We start from the raw sequence: 19,595 nt of genomic DNA on the forward strand, positions 1-19,595 counted from the left end.
CCATGGATTACGCTTTCTTTGAGGGAAGGATAGTCCCCGTTGAGGAAGCGAAGATAAGCATAATGACGAACTCCTTCCACTACGGGACCGCTGTCTTTGAAGGTATAAGGGCCTACTGGAACGAGGAGGAGGAACAGCTTTACATCCTCTTCGGAAAAGCCCATTACCAGAGGTTGATAGATAACGCGAGATGCATATTTATGGAAATTCCCTACTCAGCGGAGGAGCTTTTAGATATAACGAAGGAAATCTTAAGGAAATCCGAGATTAGGGAAGACGTTTACATAAGACCTATAGCATACTTCAAGGACCTGAAACTCACCCCCAAGCTAATTGATTATACGCCGGAGGTTGCAATATACCTCTACAGGTTCGGGAGATACCTTGACACCTCGAAAGGTATAAGGGCTAAGGTCTCCTCCTGGAGGAGGAATGACGACAACTCAATACCCTCCCGCTGGAAGATAGCAGGGGCTTACGTAAACAGCGCACTCGCAAAGACGGAAGCCCTTATGGCGGGATACGACGAGGCAATCCTTCTGAATTCCCAGGGATACGTAGCGGAAGGCTCGGGGGAAAACATATTCATAATAAAGAACGGGAAGGCTATAACCCCGTCGCCTAACGAACACGTCCTTGAGGGCATAACGAGGAACGCGGTTATAACGCTCCTCAAGAAGGAGCTCGTAGTTGACGTAATTGAGAGACCCATTGCAAGGAGCGAGCTTTATACCGCGGACGAGGTATTCCTAACGGGAACCGCAGCGGAGGTCACTCCCGTTGTTGAAATAGACAACAGGAAGATAGGAAACGGGGAGATAGGGGAGATAACGAAACAGCTTCAGGAGCTTTACTTTAAAGCGGTGAGGGGCTACATACCCCGTTATAAGAGTTGGTTAACACCCGTGTATGATAAGTGAGAAGATAGATGAGGTAAGAAGAGTCTTTGAAGAGATATGCTGGAAAAACAGGCTCAGCGGTAGTAAGGGAAACAAGGAAACGAGGAGTTTTATAAAGAAATATCTGAAGGAAAACGGATTTAAGGTTTACACAGAAAGCTTTTCCGTTTCTAAAACCCTCCCAGTATCAGCGGTTATAAAGGCCGAAGGAAAGGAGTATCCCGCCTGGCCCCTTGTGGGTAGCCTGTGGGGGGAGGTTTCGGGAGAGGTTAAGGTTTTAAAGGAACTGGGGGAGGAGGATATTAAGGGGAAAATCGTTGCTATGCCCGTTGGCGGAATGAGGGACTCGGAAAAGGCAAGAATATTGAGGGATAAAAAGGCAAGCGCCCTCATAACCTATATGGAGGAGCTTAACGTAAACTTCTCGGGGACAATCGGAGACGTCAAGTTCTTCGCCGTAAACACGACGAGGGAAGTTGTAAAGGAAATAGAGGGAAAAGAGGTGATAATAAGGATAAAAACTCAGAAGAAGGAGATAAAGGGGGAGAACCTTTACGTTGAGTTCGGAAGGGGTCCCATCGTTTGCCTCGTTGCCCATTACGATACAAAGCCCTTCGTTTACGGAGCGATAGATAACGGATTATCGGTTTCCCTTCTTTTGGTTCTAGCAAAAGAACTCGTAAAATACGAGGAGCTTCCCTTCAGGATAAGAATACTTTTTACTGATTGTGAGGAGCTCGGCCTTGAGGGGAGCTACAGGCACGCGATGAACAGCAAAAACATTCTCTACGTTATAAACCTTGACTCAATAGGATGGAAGAACCCTGCGGTTATATACAAGGATGTCAAGGGATACAACGGAGAGATTATAAACGAGAAGTTTATGAAGCACGTTAACGATATGAAGGTGAATATAAACTTCGCTGAAAGCAAAACGGGTGCGAGCGACCACATACCCTTCAAGGAAAGGGGAATAGAAACCCTCTTCCTTTCCTCAAATCCCTTCACGATAAGGCACACCCACCTTGACGACTACTTCGCGGTGGATTGGGATATAGTTGGCATGTGGTACGAGACGATATCTTACTTCGTCAGGAGAATTCACAGGCTTTAAACTTAAAGCTTATGGAAGAAAGAAAGTTCGTTGTATGGGGAAGAAATCCCGTAATAGAAGCCCTTAAGGCGGGAAAGGGAATTGAGAAAATACTCGTGGCCCACGACAGCCATCCTCCCAAAAAGCTCCTTGAGCTTGCGAAAAAAAGGAGTGTAAAGGTTCAGAAGGTTCCGAGGAAGAAGGTTGAGGAGCTCGCGGGAACAAAGAAAACTCAGGGGGTTGTTGCCCTTCTTAGCCCCGTTGAGTACGTGGAGCCCGAAGAGCTGTTTAAGGAGACTATAAGAAGGAATACCTTCTTCATAGTAATAGACCACATAACGGACCCCCAGAACGTGGGAAATCTTTTAAGAACCTGCGAGGTTCTGGGGGGGGCGGGAGCATTAATACCAAAGGACAGGACCTCCCCCATAAACGAGACAGTCGTAAAGGCCTCAAGCGGTGCTGTCTTTTACCTTATGCTTTCTAAGGTTCCGAGCCTCTCAAAGGCTTTAAAGAGGTTCAAGGATATGGGGGGGTGGGTTTACGCTGTTGAAAAGGGAGGGAAAGACATAAGGGAGATTGAGATTCCCCTTCCCGTTGCCCTCGTTCTTGGTTCGGAGGATAAAGGTGTATCAAAAAGCGTTCTTGATATATCCGATGAGGTGATAACAATACCTATGAAGGGAAGGGTCGGCTCCCTTAATGTGGGTTCCGCGGGAGCCATAGCGATGTGGGAAGCGGTTAAAAAGAGAATTTAGCTGAGCTCAAGCATCCTCTCTATGGGTCTTCTTGCCCTCTCTATTATGTCCTCAGGGAGGGTTACCTCGTTTATCTCGTTTTTCAAGGTTTCGTAAACCTTCGGAAGGGTTATCCCCTTCATAGTGCAGCAGTAAACAGTTCCGCAGTAGTTCATGTTCTCGGGGAATATGTATTCCTTCTCGGGATTAATCTTCTGGAGCGTGTATTTAAGGCCCACTTCCGTAACAACTATTACCCTCTTTGAGTCAAAGGAGGTCGCATACCTTATTATCTGGGATGTTGAACCCACAAAGTCCGCAAGCTCTATAACCTTGGGATGGCACTCGGGGTGAACCGCAACCTTCGCATCGGGATACTTTTCTTTTAACTTGAGAAGTTCCTGATAGGTGAACTCAAAGTGGGGAGGGCAGAATCCCTTCCATATTATAAACTCCTTGTCCGGAACCTGCTTGGCTACCCAGTTTCCGAGGGCCTGGTCGGGGAGGAATACAATCTTCTTCGCCTCAAGCTTCTTTATTATCTTGGGAGCGTTTGCGGATGTTACGCATATATCAACTTCCGCCTTTACGTCCGCGGTAGTGTTTATGTATGCGACAAACTCCGCATCGGGGTGTTTCTTCCTGAGCATTCTCACCTGCTCCGCGGTTATCATATCCGCCATGGGGCAACCGCTTTCGGGATTTGGGTGGAGGACTTTTTTGGTCGGGTTTACAATCTTTGCGGTTTCGCACATAAACCTAACACCGCAGAAGACTATGATATCCGCATCAGTTTGGGAGGCCTTTCTCGCAAGCTCTAAGGAATCACCCACAAAGTCCGCAATATCCTGAACCTCAGGCCTCTGATAATAGTGAGCCAGAATAACCGCGTTCTTCTCCTTTGCAAGCCTCCTTACCTCTTCCTGAAGCTCCTTTATCTCCTCCTTAGTAAGCTCCCTTTCCTGAGATAAAACGAGCTGAGCCATTACTCACCTCCGTTAAGATTTTATTAATTAGGTTGTTTAGGATTTTTTGTCCACCTGTTAAGCTCAGTGAAATCTATATTTTTATATCTAATGGAGCTTGACTTAGTAGGGTACGAACTTGATGAAAGAGATAAAGAAAAACTTGAGGGCATAGTTAACAGGTTTTGTGAAAAGGCTTCTCCCCATGCGGTTTTCCTCTTTGACAAAGGGGGGAGGGTTATACTCTTCAAGGGAGAAGGGATAAAGGATTTGGAGGCGGAGTTCTTCTCAAGCATAATGAGTGCCCTCTTCTTTGCCTCCGAAGAGCTCACAAAGATGATAGAGGAAAAGGAGACGCTGAACGACATATTTTACGAAACGAAGACGAGAATCTTTACGATAGCGAAGCTGGAGAAGGATTTCCTCGTCGGAGTTGTTTGTAATAAAGATATGTCAATAGGAAGCGTGAGGCTTTTCTTCAGGGAATTCGTAAAGGGTTTAAACGAGGTTCTGAAGAATGTGAAGAAAGTTGAGAAAAAGCTCTACAAGATATCTCCTCAGGAGCTTGAGAAGAAACTATCGGAGGTATTGGATTAAATATGAAGCTAAAAATAGTGTTCTTCGGGGCAAGCCTTGCGGGGAAAAGCACAACCGTGAGAAATCTTTACAGGATACTCAAGGAAAAGAGTCTCACACAGGGAGAGTTCATAAGTATGGAGACGGATGAGAAGAGAACCCTGTTTGTGGAGATGTTCTTAAGTAAGGTTCCCTTTGAGAATGAGGAGATAGACGTTAAGATATTGACTACACCGGGCCAGTTCAGGCTTCATCCCCTCAGGAAGGCTATACTCCAGGGAGTTGACGGGCTCGTCTTCACCGTTGATTCCCAGAAGGGAAGGGAGGAGATGAACTTCCTCGTTCTCAGGGAGATGGCCCACGTACTTAAGGAGCTCGGATACGACCTTTACTCCATTCCCGTTGTCGTTCAGTATAACAAGAGGGACCTCCCCGATGCCCTTCCCGTTGATGAGCTTCAGCCCTTCTGCAATCCCTGGGACGCACCTTATACGGAGACCATTGCAACGGAGGGGAGGGGCGTTGTTGATACGTTCAAGCTTATACTGAGAGAGGTGCTAAAGAGCTATGTGGAAGGAGGAAGTGAGAGGAGGACTGCTGGGTGAGGTTATAAACTGGAAAGCCCTCTACAGAGAGCTGGAGGATAAAGATTTCACGGGTTTTGTAAAGATAGAAGCCTGGGAGTTCACGGACTACGTTATACTCGAGGAGGGAAAACCTATTAAAGCTGTAAGGGTTTACGATGGGGAAAAGGAATACTTCTCCATAGGAGAGTATAAGCCTCCCAAAGAAAGCAAGGTATCCCTCTTTAAATCTTCCCCCTTAACGACAGCCCATATATGTAAGGTTTACGACTTTGAAAGCCTTGGAACCTTACTCATATCGGGATACGGAAATGAGGTTTTCTACTCGGGTGTGAACATAATTGACCCATCAAACTTGGAAAAGTTCGTTGGAAAGGTGAGTTTTACCGGATACGTAACCTGCTATACTTCTACGGAAGTTCTCTGTAACGTATTTTTTCTGGATGGAAAAATCATCGGTATTAACCTCGGTAAGCTCTGGGACGATGAGGCTATAAAGCGTATTTCCATACCTTCCTCAGCCTACCTTTCCGTTTACGCCATTGAGCCCGAAGAAGTCCTGCTTCTCAACTCAATTAAAAGAGGATTTAATGGGAACGGAAAATACGGATTTCTATGGAAGGATAGAGTTTTTACCTTCGTTATGGACGGGGATGCGGTGAAAAGCGTAAAACTTGATACTGAAAGCATAAAGGAAGTAAGTCCCTTAAAGGAAGGACATTTCTACTCAGTAAAACTGGATGAAAACCCCGAAACGCTCGGGATAACGCTTGCGGATATTTTCGGTAAGAAGCCTGAAAAAGTTAGTAAAGAGATTGTAAAAAGTATAAAAGAGCATTTCGTGGACCACATGGGTCCAATAGGGAACATTTTGTGGCATAAAATATTAAAGGACTTACACCTTAATGAAGAGGGTTTAACAAAAACAACGCTCAGGGTATTGGTGTACAAACTTAAAGACGAAATTCCGGAGGAAGATTTAAGAGATTCTTTCATAAATAAGGTAAAGGAGGTATTTAATGAAATTGATACCTAAGTCTATTCGCGGAAAGGTTTTTCTCTTTATCGGTGGTATAGCGGTTATAAGCGGTCTTGCAACGGGATTTTACACCTACAAAGAGGAAATAGAGAGGGCTAAGAAAAGCTCCTATGAAAAAATTAGGCTAACCCTTTCTTTCTCTAAAGCAACACGCTCTTACGTAAGGGAAACCTTAAGACCGAAGATATACGAGCTTATGAACAAATACGGAGGGTGTATCAGGGAAGATTTTATACTTGAAGCCCAGTCTTCCTCCTTCGTTACGGCAAACATTTTTAGGAAAGTGAGTGAGGATTTTCAGGGTCTCAGGTTAAGACAGGTTGCCTTCAGACCTCTCAATCCGGCAAATAGTCCGACTCCCGTTGAGGCGAGCATTATAAACTACTTCAAAAAAAGCAAAGCGGAAGAGTATTCGGAAATTGTAAGTATAAACAACTACAGGTATCTCGTCTCGGCCTTTCCCGTAAAGGTGAAAGCCTCCTGTCTGCACTGCCACGGGAAGAAAGAAGCAATGCCCCAAGCTGTAAGGGCTATATATAAGCCCCAGTACGACCCCAACTGGAAAGTTGGAGAGATTCAGGGAGGGATATTCATTTACGAACCCTATGAGGCGACTCTTCTTCAGGCAAGGCTTGACGGACTTATAAAGGGAGGTGTTGTCTTCGGAATAAACATAATCGTTATGCTCGTAATCCTCTTTATCCTTGAGAGATACGTATTTAGACCAATAGAGGTTCTGAAGGAGCACGCGGACAAGATTAGTAAGGGTGAGGTTGACGATAAGATACCCCTTAAAAGGGAGGATGAGATAGGGGAGCTCGCAAAGGCCTTTGAGAGAATGAGGATAAGCATTAAAAAGGTTATGGATATACTAAAGTGAGTTTATGGTCTCCCTTATGAAGCTTTCCGCCTCATCAGTTCCTTCTCCCTTCTTTAACTTTGTATAAAGCTCAAGAACCTCACTTCCCTTGCTGTCAGCAACGAGGGGGTAGAGCATTCTCAGGATAATCAGGAGCTCTTCAGCTTTCTCCTTTCCATTTTTATCCTTAATTCCCTCAAGCCTTTTCTTTATGAGGTTCAGATTTACCCCTTTCAGCTCCATAGGAAAATTTTAAAATAGCTCATGGATGAGAAGGGCGGTTCTTGAGATACTGGAGGAGAGAATAATACACAATGTAAAGGAGATACACAGGTTCAGCGGGAAGAGGATAATAGCTGTCGTTAAGGCAAACGCATACGGGATAGGGGTGAGGGAGGTATCAACGATACTTGAAGGGCTTGAGGAGGTTGATGCCTTTGCGGTTGCCTGCACCCAGGAAGGTGTTGAACTGAGGGAATGCGGAATTAAGAAGAAGATTCTCATACTTGGAGGCATACTTGAGGAGGATGTAAAGCTCCTTGAGGAGTATGATTTAACGCCCGTTATTTCGGACCCCGAACACCTTAAGGTTCTAAAAGACAGAAATATAAAGTTTCACGTAAAGTACGATACGGGGATGGGAAGGCTCGGATTTACAAACGAAATTATAAAGGACCCAAGAGTTGAGGGAGTCATGTCCCACTTCTCAAGCCCTGCGGACAGAAATTTTTCCAAACTACAGATAAAGCGTTTTGAGGAAATTCTTAAGAATTACGAAAAGGTTAAATACATACACCTTGAGAGTTCCGCAGGTCTCATTTACAGGGTTCCTTTTACAACCCATGTGAGAGTAGGACTTGCGATTTATGGAGAAAAACCTCTGAAGGATTACCCCCTTGAGGTTAAACCGGCACTGAGACTGAGGGCAAGGCTCATATCCGTAAAGGAGCTTCCCGAAAATTACCCTGTATCCTACGGAAGAACCTATATAACGAAAAGGAAAACGAAGCTCGGCGTTGTCGCCTTTGGATATGCGGATGGACTTATGAAAACACTATCAAACAGGAGCTTCCTGATTTTTGAAGGAAGAAAAGTTCCCATAATAGGAAACATAACCATGGACATGACCATGGTGGACCTGAGCGGAACGGAAGCAAGAACGGGAGACTGGGTTTACATCGTAAACGAGGAGAGAAGCTTTACACCCCTTGCGAGGGATGCGGGAACAATTCCCTACGAGATAATGTGCAATCTCTCAAGGAGGGTTGAGAGACTCGTAATTAAGAAAAGGTAAAGAAAGGTGAACAGGAGAACTAAGGAGAAATAAGCCCTCAGCTTTCCGCTTCCGAATATAATTCCGTATGATGCCTTAAAGAGGTTGTTTGATATAACAGCAAGAACTATCCCCGTTGAAGCAACGAGAAGCTCAACCTTCCCCTCCTTTGCCATGTTTGAGAGAAGAAGGGTTATCGCATCAACGTCCATTATGCCCGATATGAAGCTAAGAACGTATATACCCTCATCGCCGAAGAACTCTTTGAGGTAGACGGATACAACGCTTATAACGCTGTAAAAAAGACCGAAGGTTAGAGCCTGAGTGAGACTGTAAGGATTTTTCAAAGGAACATCCTTTTTCGTTTCCCTGGACTTTTCCCCTTTCACGTAAACGTATAAAGAGAAGAGAAAGAGAATAAGGAAGTAAGGAAGCAGGATTAAAAAAACGAAAACTGTGAGCTTGTAAAAAATAACAATTGTGTAAAAAACAACCCTAAGGAACATAACGTTCCAGGAAAGGATTATCCCGAAAAATACGAGGGAGGAAAACTGGGGAAACCTCGCCGAGAGAGAGGAAAAGGCAACTGTTACCGCGGTGCTTGAGGTAAGCCCCCCTATCACACCCGTAAGGAGTAAACTCCTGCTCCCCTTATATTTGAGGAGAAAGTATCCGATAAAATCAACCGTTGAGACGAGTATAACAAACTTCCAGACTTCGGAGGGATTAAGCCCCTTTATCACTTCCCTGTCGGGCAGGATGGGGAGTATTACAGCGGAAACGGTAAAGAACTTGAGAACAGCTATTATATCCTCTTCTTCCATAAGCCGTGCTATTCTTTCGAGCTTATCCTTAAGGACGAGAACGAAGGTGGTGAGTATGGTTAAGAAAACCGAGAGATAAAACTCCCCGAAGGCGACGAGAACGCCTATGAAGAAGGTTATAAAGGAAGCCACCTCCGTGGTTATACCCATGCTTTTGTCCTTCCAGTAGCTGAGTGTTGCCAGAAAGGAGAGGCTGAGAAGAATAAAGATTAAGGGAAGCTCTGAAGAAGTTTTGAGATAAAGCAATCCCGATACGGTTCCGAGAACGGATATGAGGGGAAAGGTTCTAACACCCGCAAATATATCGTGTCCGAACTTTGCCCTCACCTCCCTCTCAAGACCTATTATGAAGCCGAGAAAGAGGGCAAAGAGAACCTTAAACTCCGGTGTATTTTTTACGCTTTCTAAAAGCTCGTTCACCTTATGTAAGTTATTATGAGAACGATTATCGTTCCGAGAATCAGGTTAATGCCGACGAATACGGGAATCTGGCTGAAAAGCCTTTTCCTGTAAAGGAATAAATGAATGTAGATGAAGTTTATAACCATTATCGCAAAGAGGATTAACTTGAGATGAAATAGGGGATTTGTGCTGAAGTCAGGCCTGAATGCGTGCCACAGAGCCATTCCGGTCCCGAATAGGATAATAATGGCGAGCCATACGCTCATGAAGAACTTTCCGAGAACCTTGGGAGCTATATCCTGCCTGCATTCCTCTTTTGCGGAGCGAAGAGCTGGGCTGAGGAAAAGGACGTTAAAGAACATTCCCCCAATCCAGACTATTGCGAAGAAAATATGAAGGAAGAGGTAAGTTTTATACATCTGCCACCTCCCGAGAGTATTATACTCAGCTCGTTAAACCTTCCTCTTTCAGCTTTTCCTTCTCACCTTCCTTGAGGGGCTCACACCTGTTTACGTTTCCAAAGCACTCGGGACACAGGTCAAAGAAAACCAAAACTCCGAGACCCCCCAGCATCATATTAACCTGGGTTATTACGAGGTTCTCCTGCCTTTCGGGAAGTATCTGGTATTCCTCAAGGGTCTTACCGCAGAGGGTTTTATTCTCCGCATCTCCGAGCATGTGAAACTGGAACACGAGCCTTTTCGTTCTTCTGCACTTCATCCACTTGGGTTTAAGGTCAAGGATAACGAACTTTATCTCAACGTTCTGGTCCGTTATCCATCCCTTCTGCTTTGCCTTCTCAAGGAGTTTTTTCATTTTCTCAGGGTCCATAATCTGCATTTTTTAACCTCCGTAAATAGATTATGAGGGCGTTTCAGGTCTCAATTCCATGGGCTTAATCAACCGAACCTTCCCGTTATGTAATCCTCCGTGAGCTTCTTCTCGGGCTTAGTGAATATCCTCTCCGTTGGTCCGAACTCAACGAGCTCTCCCATATACATAAAGGCTGTAAAATCGGAAATCCTCGCAGCCTGTTGCATATTGTGGGTAACTATCACTATCGTGAGTTTATTCCTGAGCTCAACGAGGAGGTCCTCAATCTTTGCGGTTGATATGGGGTCAAGGGCTGAGGTCGGCTCGTCAAGAAGTAGAACCTCCGGCTCAACCGCTATCGCCCTTGCTATGCAAAGCCTCTGTTGTTGTCCTCCCGAAAGGGAGTAAGCGTTATCGTGGAGCTTGTCCTTAACCTCGTCCCAGAGTGCCGCATCCCTCAGGGCTTTTTCAACCTTCTCGTCAAGAATGGATTTCTTCTTTATTCCCCTCAGCTTCAGCCCGTAGGCAACATTTTCGTATATGGACTTTGGAAAGGGGTTCGGCTTCTGGAAAACCATACCTATCCTCATCCTAACGAGAATGGGATCAACGTCCTCACCTATGAGGTTTATCCCGTCGGGGTAGAGTATAGCCTCCCCTTCGTATCTCACGTTCTCGTAAAGGTCGTGCATCCTGTTGAAGCATCTCAGGAGTGTGGTCTTACCGCATCCCGAAGGTCCTATTATGGCGGTAATCTTTTTTTCGTAAACGGGAAAGGTTATATCTTTTAAGGTGTGTCTGTTTCCGTAGTAGAAGTTAAGGTTTTTAACGTCTATCTTCACACCGCGCTTGTGTGCTTTTTCCATCTCATAAAGAATTTTATTAGATTTTCTCATGCCTCCCCTCTTAACAATTCCTTAACAAAACTCCGTTAAAAGGAGTTATAAACTTCTTTAGGAGGGTGATTGATGAACAGAAGAAAATTCTTGAGCGGGCTTCTTTCCCTGGCATTACTCCCCGCTTTGTCTCCTGCAAAGGAAAAGGTTATAAACGGTGCGGGAGCTTCTTTTCCCGCTCCCCTTTACTGGAGATGGGCGGACGCCTATTACAGAGAAACGGGCATAAAGGTTAACTACCAGTCAATAGGTTCCGGGGGAGGAGTGAGACAGATAAGGAACAGAACCGTTGATTTCGGGGCTTCTGATGCACCTCTTCCCCCCGAAAAGACAAAGAAGTATAACCTTGCCCAGTTCCCCACGGTAATCGGAGGAGTTTCCCTTGCCTACAACCTGAGGGGCGTAAAGAATCTAAGGCTTTCCACGGAAGCAGTATGCGGTATATTCCTCGGAAAAATAAAGTATTGGGACGACCCCGTTATAAAGAAAGATAACCCCGGTGTTCCCCTCCCCCACAGGAGAATAGCGGTGATAAGGAGGAGCGACGGCTCGGGAACTACGTGGATATTCACGAACTACCTCTCAAAAGCCTGCCCCGAGTGGAAGGAAAAAGTTGGATACGGAAAAACTGTGAATTGGCCGACGGGAATCGGGGCTAAGGGAAACGAGGGGGTTGCGAACTACATAAGAAGAGTAAGGGGAGCAATAGGCTACGTTGAGTATGCCTATGCCCTTGAGAATAAGCTCCCCGTTGTAGCGGTTGAAAACAGGGAAGGAAACTTTGTAAAGCCATCTATAGAGACCTTTAAAGCGGCAGCCGCAAACGCAAAGTGGGACCCCGATAAGGACTTTTACGAGATTTTAACCTGGCAACCGGGAGAGAAAGCTTACCCCATAGCGGGAGCGACCTTCATACTCCTTGCAAAAGAGCCCGAAAGGAAGGAGATAAACAGGGAAGTTGTTAAGTTCTTTGACTGGGCGTATAGAAAAGGTGATAAAATGGCTATAGAGCTTCACTACGTTCCTCTGCCCGAGAACGTTAAGAACATGGTTCGGGACTACTGGAGGAAGCATGGATGGTATTAATAACGTAAAAAGGAAGAGAGACGCCTTCATTGAGAAGGTTGTTTTTTTCTCCCTTCTTTCCGCAACAATTTTTTTAGGGCTCATATACCCCGTTCTTATCGGCGGCTCAATACTTAAGGAAGCCTGGCTTTCCATACAGAAATTCGGAATAAGCTTTCTCTTCGGAACGACATGGGACCCCGTGAGGGAGATATTCGGGGGACTTCCCGCCATAGTGGGAACCCTTCTCACAACAGCTATAGCCACCACAATAGCGGTTCCCGTCTGTATAGGCATAGCTATCTTCATAACGGAGCTAAGTCCCAAACCCCTTAAGCCCGTATTCACCACCGCTGTTGAGCTTCTGGGGGCAATTCCCAGTATTATTTACGGGATGTGGGGATTTTTCGTAGTAGCCCCCCTGATGGGGGAATACGTTGAGCCCTTCCTTCAGGAAACCTTTATGGACGTCCCGGTTATAGGGAAGCTCTTTGAGGGGATACCGACGGGGATTGACCTTCTGACCTCAAGTCTCGTTCTCTCAATAATGATAATTCCCTTCATGGCTACGATAGTGAAGGATACCTTTGAGATGACCCCCCAGATTTTGAAAGAAGCGGGCTACGGAATGGGAGCAACCAAGTGGGAGGTGATAAAGGACGTTGTAATACCCTATGCATTCCCCGGAATAGTTGGGGGGCTCATCCTCTCAACGGGAAGGGCACTCGGCGAGACGATGGCGGTCGCCTTCCTTACGGGAAACGTCCACCAGATACCGAAATCTCTACTTGATAACTTCACGACCATAACCGTAGCAATTGCGAACGAGTTTACCGAGGCGGATACGGACCTATACCTTTCTTCCCTTTACTACCTCGCTTTTATTCTTTTCATCATGTCCTTTATGCTTCTTATCATCAGCAAGTTTATAATCTTCAAGAGGCTGGAGAAGAAATGGAAGACCTCAGGCGTTTAGAGAGAAGGATTAAATACAGAAAGATAAAAAGCGGTTTCATTTTATTCCTTTCTTTTATAACCGCTGTTTATGGTATATTCTGGCTTTTCTGGATTATAATTGACGTATTTATAAACGGATTCCAAAACATAAGCTTCTCCTTAATCCTTGAGGACCCCAATCCCCCCGGTGTTGAAGGGGGAGGACTGAAGCACGCTTTCGTCGGACATTTCCTAATAACAGGCATAGCAACCCTAATAGGGGTTCCCATAGGCATAGCTGCGGGAGTATTTTTCACCGAATACGGGAGATACAGCAAGATTGTTGGGTTTATGAGGACTATGACCGATTCGCTCGTTAGTCTCCCCTCAATAATCGTAGGAACATCGGTCTACGCAATTCTCGTAAAGCCCGTAGGGCACTTCTTCGGACTCAGCGGTTCGGTAGCCCTCGCACTCCTCATGCTCCCCGTAATAGCGATAACGACCGCACAGATACTAAAGCTCGTTCCTGACTCCCTAAGAGAAGCGGCTTACGCCCTTGGTGCATACAAGTGGCAGGTTATAAAGGACGTTTCCCTCGTCGCCGCAAAGAGGGGAATACTAACGGGGGTAATACTCGGAATAGCGAGGATAACGGGTGAGACAGCACCCCTCTTATTCACCTCTTTTAACAACAACTTCACAACTTACAATGTATTTGAGCCTATGGCTTCACTTACGGTAACCATATTTGTTTACGTTATGGGTCCTTACGAGGACTGGCATAAAAAGGCCTGGGCTTCCGCTCTTATACTTACCTTCGTTACACTTATATTCTTTATCCTTGCAAAGTATATGGTGGGAAGGAAGAAGGCCTAAAGGAGAATCTGCTTAACGAAGAGTATCTCGGGTATCTTCTTTATCTCCTCAAGAACCTCCTCGGGAATTGGGTCATCGAGGTTGAGAATTCCTATCGCTATTCCTCCCTTCTTCTCCCTTCCAAGCCTGAAGCCTGCTATGTTTATATTAGCCCCTCCGAGTATTGAACCAATCTTTCCTATAACACCAGGGACGTCCTTGTTTTCAAACACAAGGAGGATGCCCTCGGGTTCAATATCAACCTTGTAGTTGTCTATCTCGGTAATCCTCGGAATCTGTCCCTCAAGAACCGTTCCAGCGACGACTTTCTCCCTTCCGTCCTTCACAACAACCTTTATGTAGTGCTTGAAGTCGGGCGTTTCCTCGGAAGAGAGCTCCTCAACGCTTATTCCCCTGTCCCTCGCAACGTAGAAGGCGTTTATTATGTTTACGGGAAAGTCAACGACTTCCTCAAGAATCCCCTTGAGAACCGCGGAGGAGATGGGCTGGAAGTGTTCCGCTATATCTCCCCTCACCTCTATGTGAACGGACCTTATGCCTTCGTCGCTCCACTGAACGAGGAACTTTCCGAGCTTCTCCGCAAGGTCAAGGTAGGGCTTTATAAGGGTGAGAACCGAAAGGTCGGGGAAGGGAGCGTTTACCGCATACTCAACAGTCTGCCCTTTTAGGGCTTTCAGAACCTGCTGGGCTACTATCACCGCAACGTTTCTCTGGGATTCGTAAGTGTTTGCACCTATATGGGGGCTAAGGGATATATTTACCTTATCCGCAAGCCTTTTCAGTTCGTCAACGAATTCGGGAGGAGGGGGCTCCTTTGAGTAAACGTCAAGGGCTACCCCCTTTATCTTGCCCATTTCCATATATTTAATGAGCGCTCTCTCGTTTATTATCCCTCCCCTCGCACAGTTAACTATGTAAACGCCGTCCTTCATAATCTCAAACTCTTTCTCGTCAATCATATTCTTTGTTTCGTGGGTGAGGGGTGCGTGTATTGTGAGAACATCTATCTCCTTTAACATATCGTGGAGGTTATCAACGAGCTTAACCCCGAGTCTGTCCGCCTTTTCCTTGGGGATATAGGGGTCGTAAGCCATAACCTTCATACCGAAGGCCTTTGCCCTTATCGCAACCTGAGAGCCTATGTTTCCGAGACCTATTATTCCGAGGGTCTTTCCGTATAGCTCCTCCCCCATAAACTTTTTCCGGTCCCATCTGTATGAGAGAATATTTTCGTGGGCTTTGTGCCCGTTTCTCATTATCGTGAGCATGTGCATCATCGTAAGCTCGGTAGCCCCTATCGTGTTCGCACCGGGGGTGTTTACAACGAGTATGCCCTTCTTCGTAGCGGTTTCAATATCCACGTTATCAACACCAACACCAGCCCTTCCTATAACCTTTAGCTTTTCTCCCCTTTCTATGAGCTCCTTCGTGACGGGTGTCCTGCTCCTCGTTATTATCGCGTCAAAGTCTTTGATTATCTCAAGGAGCTCCTCGTAAGATATCTCGGGTTCGTTGTAAACCTCAACCTCGGGGTCCTTCTCAAGAAGTTCAATACCTTCGGGAGCTATGGGGTCGGTAATTAACACCTTGTACAAGTCCTTTACCTCCGTGATGGGAGTAAGAAAAATATTATAAACTATGAAAAACGTTCTCCTTTACAGAAGGGGAGGACTAGGGGATACCTTATTCACCTTTCCCGTTCTTGAGATATTTAAAAGATTGGGATACAGAACGGTTGCAGTAGGAAACACAGACTACTACGAAATAGCAAAGCATGTGGGATTTGCGGACGAGGTTTATTCCGAATTGCCCGAAGGAGAGTATGAGAAAAAAATTATTATCTCCCTTGAGGGAAACCTGAAGCCCTTTCCCGAAAAGAGAATATGGATTCTTGAACACTACCTAAAGAGCTTGAACCTTCCCCCTATTTATTCTCCTACCCTTCCCATAAAGCAAAATGAAAACTCCCCCCTTAAGGGAAAGGTCGTTATACACCCTTCAAGCGGTTCAAAGAAGAAAAACCCTCCCCTTGAGCTTTTTCTATCCATCGGGGATTACCTTAAAAGGAAGAATATTGAGTATATTTACCTTCTCGGTGAAGCGGAGGAAGAGCTGTCGGATACATTAAAGCCGAACTTTTTCAGTTTATCCCCCCTTGAGATAGCGAGGAACTTAAAAACCGCCCGTTTTTACGTAGGGCTTGACAGCGGGATAACTCACCTCGCCTCTTATTTAGGCATAAAGGGAATAGCCATTTACGGACCTACCGATAAAGTTGTCTGGAAACCTTTGGGAGATAGCGTTAAGGTTCTCAGTCTTGATTACGAGTGTTCCCCATGCTTCCCGAACGTGTGCAAAGAAAGACCCTGCCTAAATCCCGAGGAGCTTTTTAATAAACTTGTTGAGTTAATAGAGCTTCACCTCATATCTTGAGAGTATATCTTCCCTTCCTTCCGCAAATGCCTTTATAACCTCAACTGTCTGGTTGTTTATATTTCTCACCGCCCTTTTTGTGAAGTAGGCTATATGGGGAGTTATAACTACGTTCTCCTTTCTTGATAGCTCAAGAATCTTTAAGTTTTTATCGGAAGATAAACCTTTTTTATACCTTTTAAGGATTAGAATTTCCTCATCTTCAAATACGTCAAGTCCTATTCCCCCGAACTTTTCGTAATTCTTGTAAAGTGCGTCCGTGTCAAGAACCTTACCCCTTGCGGTGTTTATGAGTATTACCCCCTCCTTCATGAGCTTTATCCTCTCTTCGTTTATTAGGTGGTGGGTTTTAGGCGTGTAGGGAACGTGAAGGGAAATTATATCGCTATCCCTCAATAGGTTTTCAAGAGATGTGTATAAAACACCCGCCTTCTTCAGCTCCTCATTCTCGTAAATATCGTAAGCGAGAACCCTCATGCCGAATGAGAGCCCGTATCTCGCAACGATTGAGCCTATCCTTCCCGTTCCTATAACCCCGAGAGTTAAATCCTCAAGGTTTTCAGAAGCTATCCCGTAATCCTGGGAAAAGTTTAATTTATCAACCATTTCCCTTATCTTTCCGAGCTTTCTGACAAGGTAGAGAATGAGTGAGAAGGTGTGCTGTGCCACAGCACTCGGGGAGTAAGCGGGAATGTGAGTAACCTTTATACCCCTTTCCCTGCAAAACTCAAGGTCTATGTGGTCAAACCCGACAGAACGGGTGTGAACGAGTTTTAAGCTTTCAAATTTTTCAAGAACTTCCCTTGTTAGCCTGTCAAATACAAAGACGCTCAGTATATCCGCATCCTTAATTTCATCAAGGGGAACCTCGTCAATTGTTTGCGTGTAAACCTTTACGTCAAAGCCTTTCAGGTTTTCCCTGAAGAAATCAACGAAATTCGGGTCAACGCTCGTAAAGACTATTTTCATTCCTATATAAAATTGTATGAGAAAATTTAATTAAGAGATTAATAACCCGAGGAGGTGGTGAAGATGGGACAGATGGTAGAGTTTGAGAAGAACGGCGTTAAGGTAAGGGGCTATATAGCTACCCCCAAGTGGGGCGGACCGGGCGTTATCGTAATCCACGAGTGGTGGGGTCTTGAGAGTCCCCTTTCAAATATAAAGGAGATTTGCGACAGGTTTGCTCAGGAAGGTTTTGTTGCCTTCGCACCCGACTTTTACGAAGGGAAGTACGCGGACAATCCCGACGATGCGGGAAAGCTCATGACGGACATGTTTGAAAACAGAATGGATAAGGTGGATGCCATTTTTAAGGCCTCCGTAGATTTCCTCAAGGAGTGCAGGTACACCTCTCCCAAGAAAGTTGGTGTTACAGGATTCTGTTGCGGGGGAACCCTTTCCATGTATTTTGCGGGTAAGTTTCCTGACCTTATTGACGCAAGCGTTCCCTTTTACGGACTTCCCCAGCTCACAAAAATAGACGCGGAAAACATAAAAGTTCCCATATTCTTCATACTTGCCGAGAAGGACGAGTTTGTTAACAACGATGAGGTTATAGATATAGCGAAGAAAGTTTGGAAGAACGGCGTTGATGTGAAGGTGAAAGTTTACTCGGGCGTTACTCACGCATTCCTGAACGAGAAGAGAGAGGACGTTTACGACCCCTGCAGGGCACAGGACGCCTGGAACCTAACCGTCGCATTCTTCAAGGAATACCTGACCTAAACCTTCTTTCTTTCCCCTCTAAAATCTTTTTTTCTCCCTCCGATATAAAAAAGTGAAAGAACCAAGAAGGAGGTAAGAAGTATGGCAACGAGGATTAATTACAACTATGAAGCAGCCGTTACTTATACTACTTTAAAACAAAATGAGAGACTTATGAACAAGTCCCTCCTCAGGCTTTCAACGGGACTAAGAATTTTATCCGCAGCGGATGACGCTTCGGGACTCTTCATAGCGGACCAGCTTTCCCTCGTATCAACGGGACTTGAACAGGGAAACAGGAATATCCAGTTTGCTATATCCGCACTCCAGATTGCGGAGGGAGGCGTGGCCCAGATATACGACAAGCTAAAGACCATGTATCAAAAGGCGGTAAGTGCCGCGAACGACATTAACGACCCCAACGCAAGGGCGGCACTCCAGAGGGATATAGAAAACCTGAGGGACGCTATTCAGAAGATAGCGCAGGATACGGAGTATAACGGAATAAGGCTCTTAGACGGCACACTTAAGAACGGTATTTACATACACTACGGAGCACGTTCAGAACAAAAACTTAGTGTGGCTATAGATGATGTTAGAGCTTCAAATTTAGGAGCTTATTTACTTGATTTGAAAGGGCAATCAAATTCCGCATATGATTCCTTTGCTAACCTGTTGACAACAGACACAAATTTTGAATTCGCTTCCACGGAAACTATAAGCATAGCCGGAGTAACACATTCTCCACCAACAAATATAGTAACGGATGCAAGGTATATTGCAGACTGGATAAACGGGGACCCGACTTTACAACAACTGGGAATAAAGGCAAAAGCTTCAAATAGAGTCGTAGGAGACCCCTGGGTTAATGTAGCTGTTGATACAGGTGATTCATTAACGATAAAGTTCTATGTAGGAACAAGTACAACACCTGCAATAACATTGACTTACGGTCCAGGTAAAACTATTACACTTGATAGAATTATAAGTGATATCAATTCAAAAGCCACAGGTCTGAACTTAGTAGCCAAGGAAGAAAATGGAAGACTCGTTATTGAAACGAGCGGCGAAACGGTAGGAGTAGAGGTTTCAAAATCTGGTACAGGAGGCACAACTTTTTCATTAGACCAAATTATTTCTGGCGTAAACAAGACTGTGAACAATACAAACACCCAAGCATCAGCCATAAAAGTAGGTGATTTGAGAATTATTGATGATGAATCATATACATATGATTTCACGGGTATTGCGGGTGCCTTTGGATTAACCAGCCCAAGCGGAACCGTAGGAATTACAGACCTTTACGCAATTGACGTTACCACAAATGAAGGGGCGGAGCTTGCGATGGATATTCTGACAATAGCCGCTCAAAAAGTTGATGAAATACGCTCCCAGATAGGCTCCACCATAATAAACCTCCAGGCTATTTACGACGCTCAGGCTGTTGCCAAGGACAACACGGATAACGCGGAAAACATCATTAGGAATGTGGACTTTGCCAAGGAGATGACCGAGTTTACCAAGTATCAAATTAGGATGCAGTCCGGTATAGCTATGCTTGCACAGGCAAATGCCCTACCTCAGCTCGTTCTCCAGCTTCTCAGGTGATGCCTTC

Annotated in this window: 22 protein-coding genes; 14 read left to right on the forward strand and 8 right to left on the reverse strand. The window is 45.3% G+C overall.

Going from position 1 to position 19,595, the window contains the following annotated elements; all coding sequences use genetic code 11:
* The first annotated feature begins 2 nt into the window (after positions 1-2).
* From ilvE to rlmB, 3 genes are read left to right on the forward strand one after another with little or no spacing between them, the layout of a single operon-like run.
* Positions 3-920 carry a branched-chain-amino-acid transaminase gene (gene ilvE / locus ACYQZ0_RS05335; RefSeq protein WP_459775567.1) on the forward strand — a complete coding sequence of 306 codons (918 nt, stop codon included), beginning with the start codon at positions 3-5 and terminating at the stop codon, positions 918-920.
* Positions 910-2,013 carry a Zn-dependent exopeptidase M28 gene (locus tag ACYQZ0_RS05340; RefSeq protein ID WP_459775568.1) on the forward strand — a complete coding sequence of 368 codons (1,104 nt, stop codon included), beginning with the start codon at positions 910-912 and terminating at the stop codon, positions 2,011-2,013. The genes ilvE and ACYQZ0_RS05340 overlap by 11 nt, the downstream gene beginning before the upstream one ends.
* 11 nt (positions 2,014-2,024) lie before the next feature.
* Positions 2,025-2,750 (forward strand): 23S rRNA (guanosine(2251)-2'-O)-methyltransferase RlmB, encoded by a 726-nt coding sequence (gene rlmB, locus ACYQZ0_RS05345; RefSeq protein WP_459775569.1) that lies wholly within the window; start codon positions 2,025-2,027, stop codon positions 2,748-2,750.
* Here rlmB and nadA read toward each other — a convergent pair.
* The gene (nadA, locus tag ACYQZ0_RS05350) at positions 2,747-3,715 is read right to left on the reverse strand and encodes a quinolinate synthase NadA (RefSeq protein WP_459775570.1); all 969 of its coding nucleotides are present in this window, start codon (positions 3,713-3,715) and stop codon (positions 2,747-2,749) included. The genes rlmB and nadA overlap by 4 nt on opposite strands.
* Positions 3,716-3,805: 90 nt before the next feature.
* On the opposite strand from nadA, the gene ACYQZ0_RS05355 reads away from it, so the two are divergent.
* The 4 genes from ACYQZ0_RS05355 to ACYQZ0_RS05370 are packed head-to-tail and all read left to right on the forward strand — an operon-like array spanning position 3,806 to position 6,773.
* Positions 3,806-4,291, forward strand: coding sequence for a roadblock/LC7 domain-containing protein (locus tag ACYQZ0_RS05355; RefSeq protein WP_459775571.1), 486 nt, complete (start codon positions 3,806-3,808; stop codon positions 4,289-4,291).
* 2 nt (positions 4,292-4,293) lie between these two features.
* Complete coding sequence (locus tag ACYQZ0_RS05360; RefSeq protein WP_459775572.1) at positions 4,294-4,875, forward strand: GTP-binding protein; 582 nt, start codon at positions 4,294-4,296, stop codon at positions 4,873-4,875.
* Positions 4,838-5,890: a DUF8082 domain-containing protein gene (locus tag ACYQZ0_RS05365; protein WP_459775573.1), complete on the forward strand. Its 1,053-nt coding sequence runs from the start codon at positions 4,838-4,840 to the stop codon at positions 5,888-5,890. Before ACYQZ0_RS05360 ends, ACYQZ0_RS05365 begins: the two co-directional genes overlap by 38 nt.
* The gene (locus ACYQZ0_RS05370) at positions 5,874-6,773 is read left to right on the forward strand and encodes a c-type heme family protein (RefSeq protein ID WP_459775574.1); all 900 of its coding nucleotides are present in this window, start codon (positions 5,874-5,876) and stop codon (positions 6,771-6,773) included. Before ACYQZ0_RS05365 ends, ACYQZ0_RS05370 begins: the two co-directional genes overlap by 17 nt.
* Here the strand turns inward: ACYQZ0_RS05370 and ACYQZ0_RS05375 are convergent.
* A complete protein-coding gene (locus tag ACYQZ0_RS05375) occupies positions 6,765-6,995 on the reverse strand; it encodes a hypothetical protein (protein WP_459775575.1) in 231 nt (76 codons plus the stop codon). The two genes, ACYQZ0_RS05370 and ACYQZ0_RS05375, sit on opposite strands and share 9 nt — an antisense overlap.
* A 25-nt stretch (positions 6,996-7,020) precedes the next feature.
* Between ACYQZ0_RS05375 and alr the strand changes: the two genes are divergently transcribed.
* Positions 7,021-8,046, forward strand: coding sequence for an alanine racemase (gene alr / locus ACYQZ0_RS05380; protein ID WP_459775576.1), 1,026 nt, complete (start codon positions 7,021-7,023; stop codon positions 8,044-8,046).
* Here alr and ACYQZ0_RS05385 read toward each other — a convergent pair.
* The 4 genes from ACYQZ0_RS05385 to pstB all read right to left on the reverse strand — a co-directional run bounded on the left by ACYQZ0_RS05385 (position 7,986) and on the right by pstB (position 10,960).
* Positions 7,986-9,269, reverse strand: coding sequence for an MgtC/SapB family protein (locus ACYQZ0_RS05385; RefSeq protein WP_459775577.1), 1,284 nt, complete (start codon positions 9,267-9,269; stop codon positions 7,986-7,988). The two genes, alr and ACYQZ0_RS05385, sit on opposite strands and share 61 nt — an antisense overlap.
* Positions 9,266-9,670, reverse strand: coding sequence for a hypothetical protein (locus ACYQZ0_RS05390; RefSeq protein ID WP_459775578.1), 405 nt, complete (start codon positions 9,668-9,670; stop codon positions 9,266-9,268). Before ACYQZ0_RS05390 ends, ACYQZ0_RS05385 begins: the two co-directional genes overlap by 4 nt.
* Positions 9,671-9,695: 25 nt before the next feature.
* Positions 9,696-10,082 carry a hypothetical protein gene (locus tag ACYQZ0_RS05395; protein WP_459775579.1) on the reverse strand — a complete coding sequence of 129 codons (387 nt, stop codon included), beginning with the start codon at positions 10,080-10,082 and terminating at the stop codon, positions 9,696-9,698.
* Between the two features lie 68 nt (positions 10,083-10,150).
* The gene (gene pstB / locus ACYQZ0_RS05400; RefSeq protein ID WP_459775580.1) at positions 10,151-10,960 is read right to left on the reverse strand and encodes a phosphate ABC transporter ATP-binding protein PstB; all 810 of its coding nucleotides are present in this window, start codon (positions 10,958-10,960) and stop codon (positions 10,151-10,153) included.
* Positions 10,961-11,032: 72 nt separating this feature from the next.
* Between pstB and pstS the strand changes: the two genes are divergently transcribed.
* The 3 genes from pstS to pstA are packed head-to-tail and all read left to right on the forward strand — an operon-like array spanning position 11,033 to position 13,840.
* Positions 11,033-12,046 (forward strand): phosphate ABC transporter substrate-binding protein PstS, encoded by a 1,014-nt coding sequence (gene pstS, locus ACYQZ0_RS05405; RefSeq protein ID WP_459775581.1) that lies wholly within the window; start codon positions 11,033-11,035, stop codon positions 12,044-12,046.
* Positions 12,033-13,001 carry a phosphate ABC transporter permease subunit PstC gene (gene pstC / locus ACYQZ0_RS05410; RefSeq protein WP_459775582.1) on the forward strand — a complete coding sequence of 323 codons (969 nt, stop codon included), beginning with the start codon at positions 12,033-12,035 and terminating at the stop codon, positions 12,999-13,001. Before pstS ends, pstC begins: the two co-directional genes overlap by 14 nt.
* Positions 12,980-13,840, forward strand: a complete 861-nt coding sequence (gene pstA, locus ACYQZ0_RS05415; RefSeq protein WP_459775583.1) for a phosphate ABC transporter permease PstA — start codon at positions 12,980-12,982, stop codon at positions 13,838-13,840. The genes pstC and pstA overlap by 22 nt, the downstream gene beginning before the upstream one ends.
* On the opposite strand, the gene serA is transcribed toward pstA, so the two are convergent.
* Positions 13,837-15,435 (reverse strand): phosphoglycerate dehydrogenase, encoded by a 1,599-nt coding sequence (serA, locus tag ACYQZ0_RS05420; protein ID WP_459775584.1) that lies wholly within the window; start codon positions 15,433-15,435, stop codon positions 13,837-13,839. The two genes, pstA and serA, sit on opposite strands and share 4 nt — an antisense overlap.
* Positions 15,436-15,478: 43 nt before the next feature.
* Between serA and ACYQZ0_RS05425 the strand changes: the two genes are divergently transcribed.
* On the forward strand, positions 15,479-16,273 hold the full coding sequence (locus ACYQZ0_RS05425; protein ID WP_459775585.1) for a glycosyltransferase family 9 protein: 795 nt from the start codon (positions 15,479-15,481) through the stop codon (positions 16,271-16,273).
* Here the strand turns inward: ACYQZ0_RS05425 and ACYQZ0_RS05430 are convergent.
* Positions 16,247-17,242, reverse strand: coding sequence for an NAD(P)-dependent oxidoreductase (locus ACYQZ0_RS05430; protein WP_459775586.1), 996 nt, complete (start codon positions 17,240-17,242; stop codon positions 16,247-16,249). The two genes, ACYQZ0_RS05425 and ACYQZ0_RS05430, sit on opposite strands and share 27 nt — an antisense overlap.
* A 63-nt stretch (positions 17,243-17,305) precedes the next feature.
* On the opposite strand from ACYQZ0_RS05430, the gene ACYQZ0_RS05435 reads away from it, so the two are divergent.
* A complete protein-coding gene (locus ACYQZ0_RS05435) occupies positions 17,306-18,001 on the forward strand; it encodes a dienelactone hydrolase family protein (RefSeq protein WP_459775587.1) in 696 nt (231 codons plus the stop codon).
* 81 nt (positions 18,002-18,082) lie between these two features.
* Positions 18,083-19,588 (forward strand): flagellin N-terminal helical domain-containing protein, encoded by a 1,506-nt coding sequence (locus ACYQZ0_RS05440; RefSeq protein WP_459775588.1) that lies wholly within the window; start codon positions 18,083-18,085, stop codon positions 19,586-19,588.
* The last annotated feature ends 7 nt before the right edge of the window (positions 19,589-19,595 follow it).

The organism is Aquifex pyrophilus (assembly GCF_054656935.1).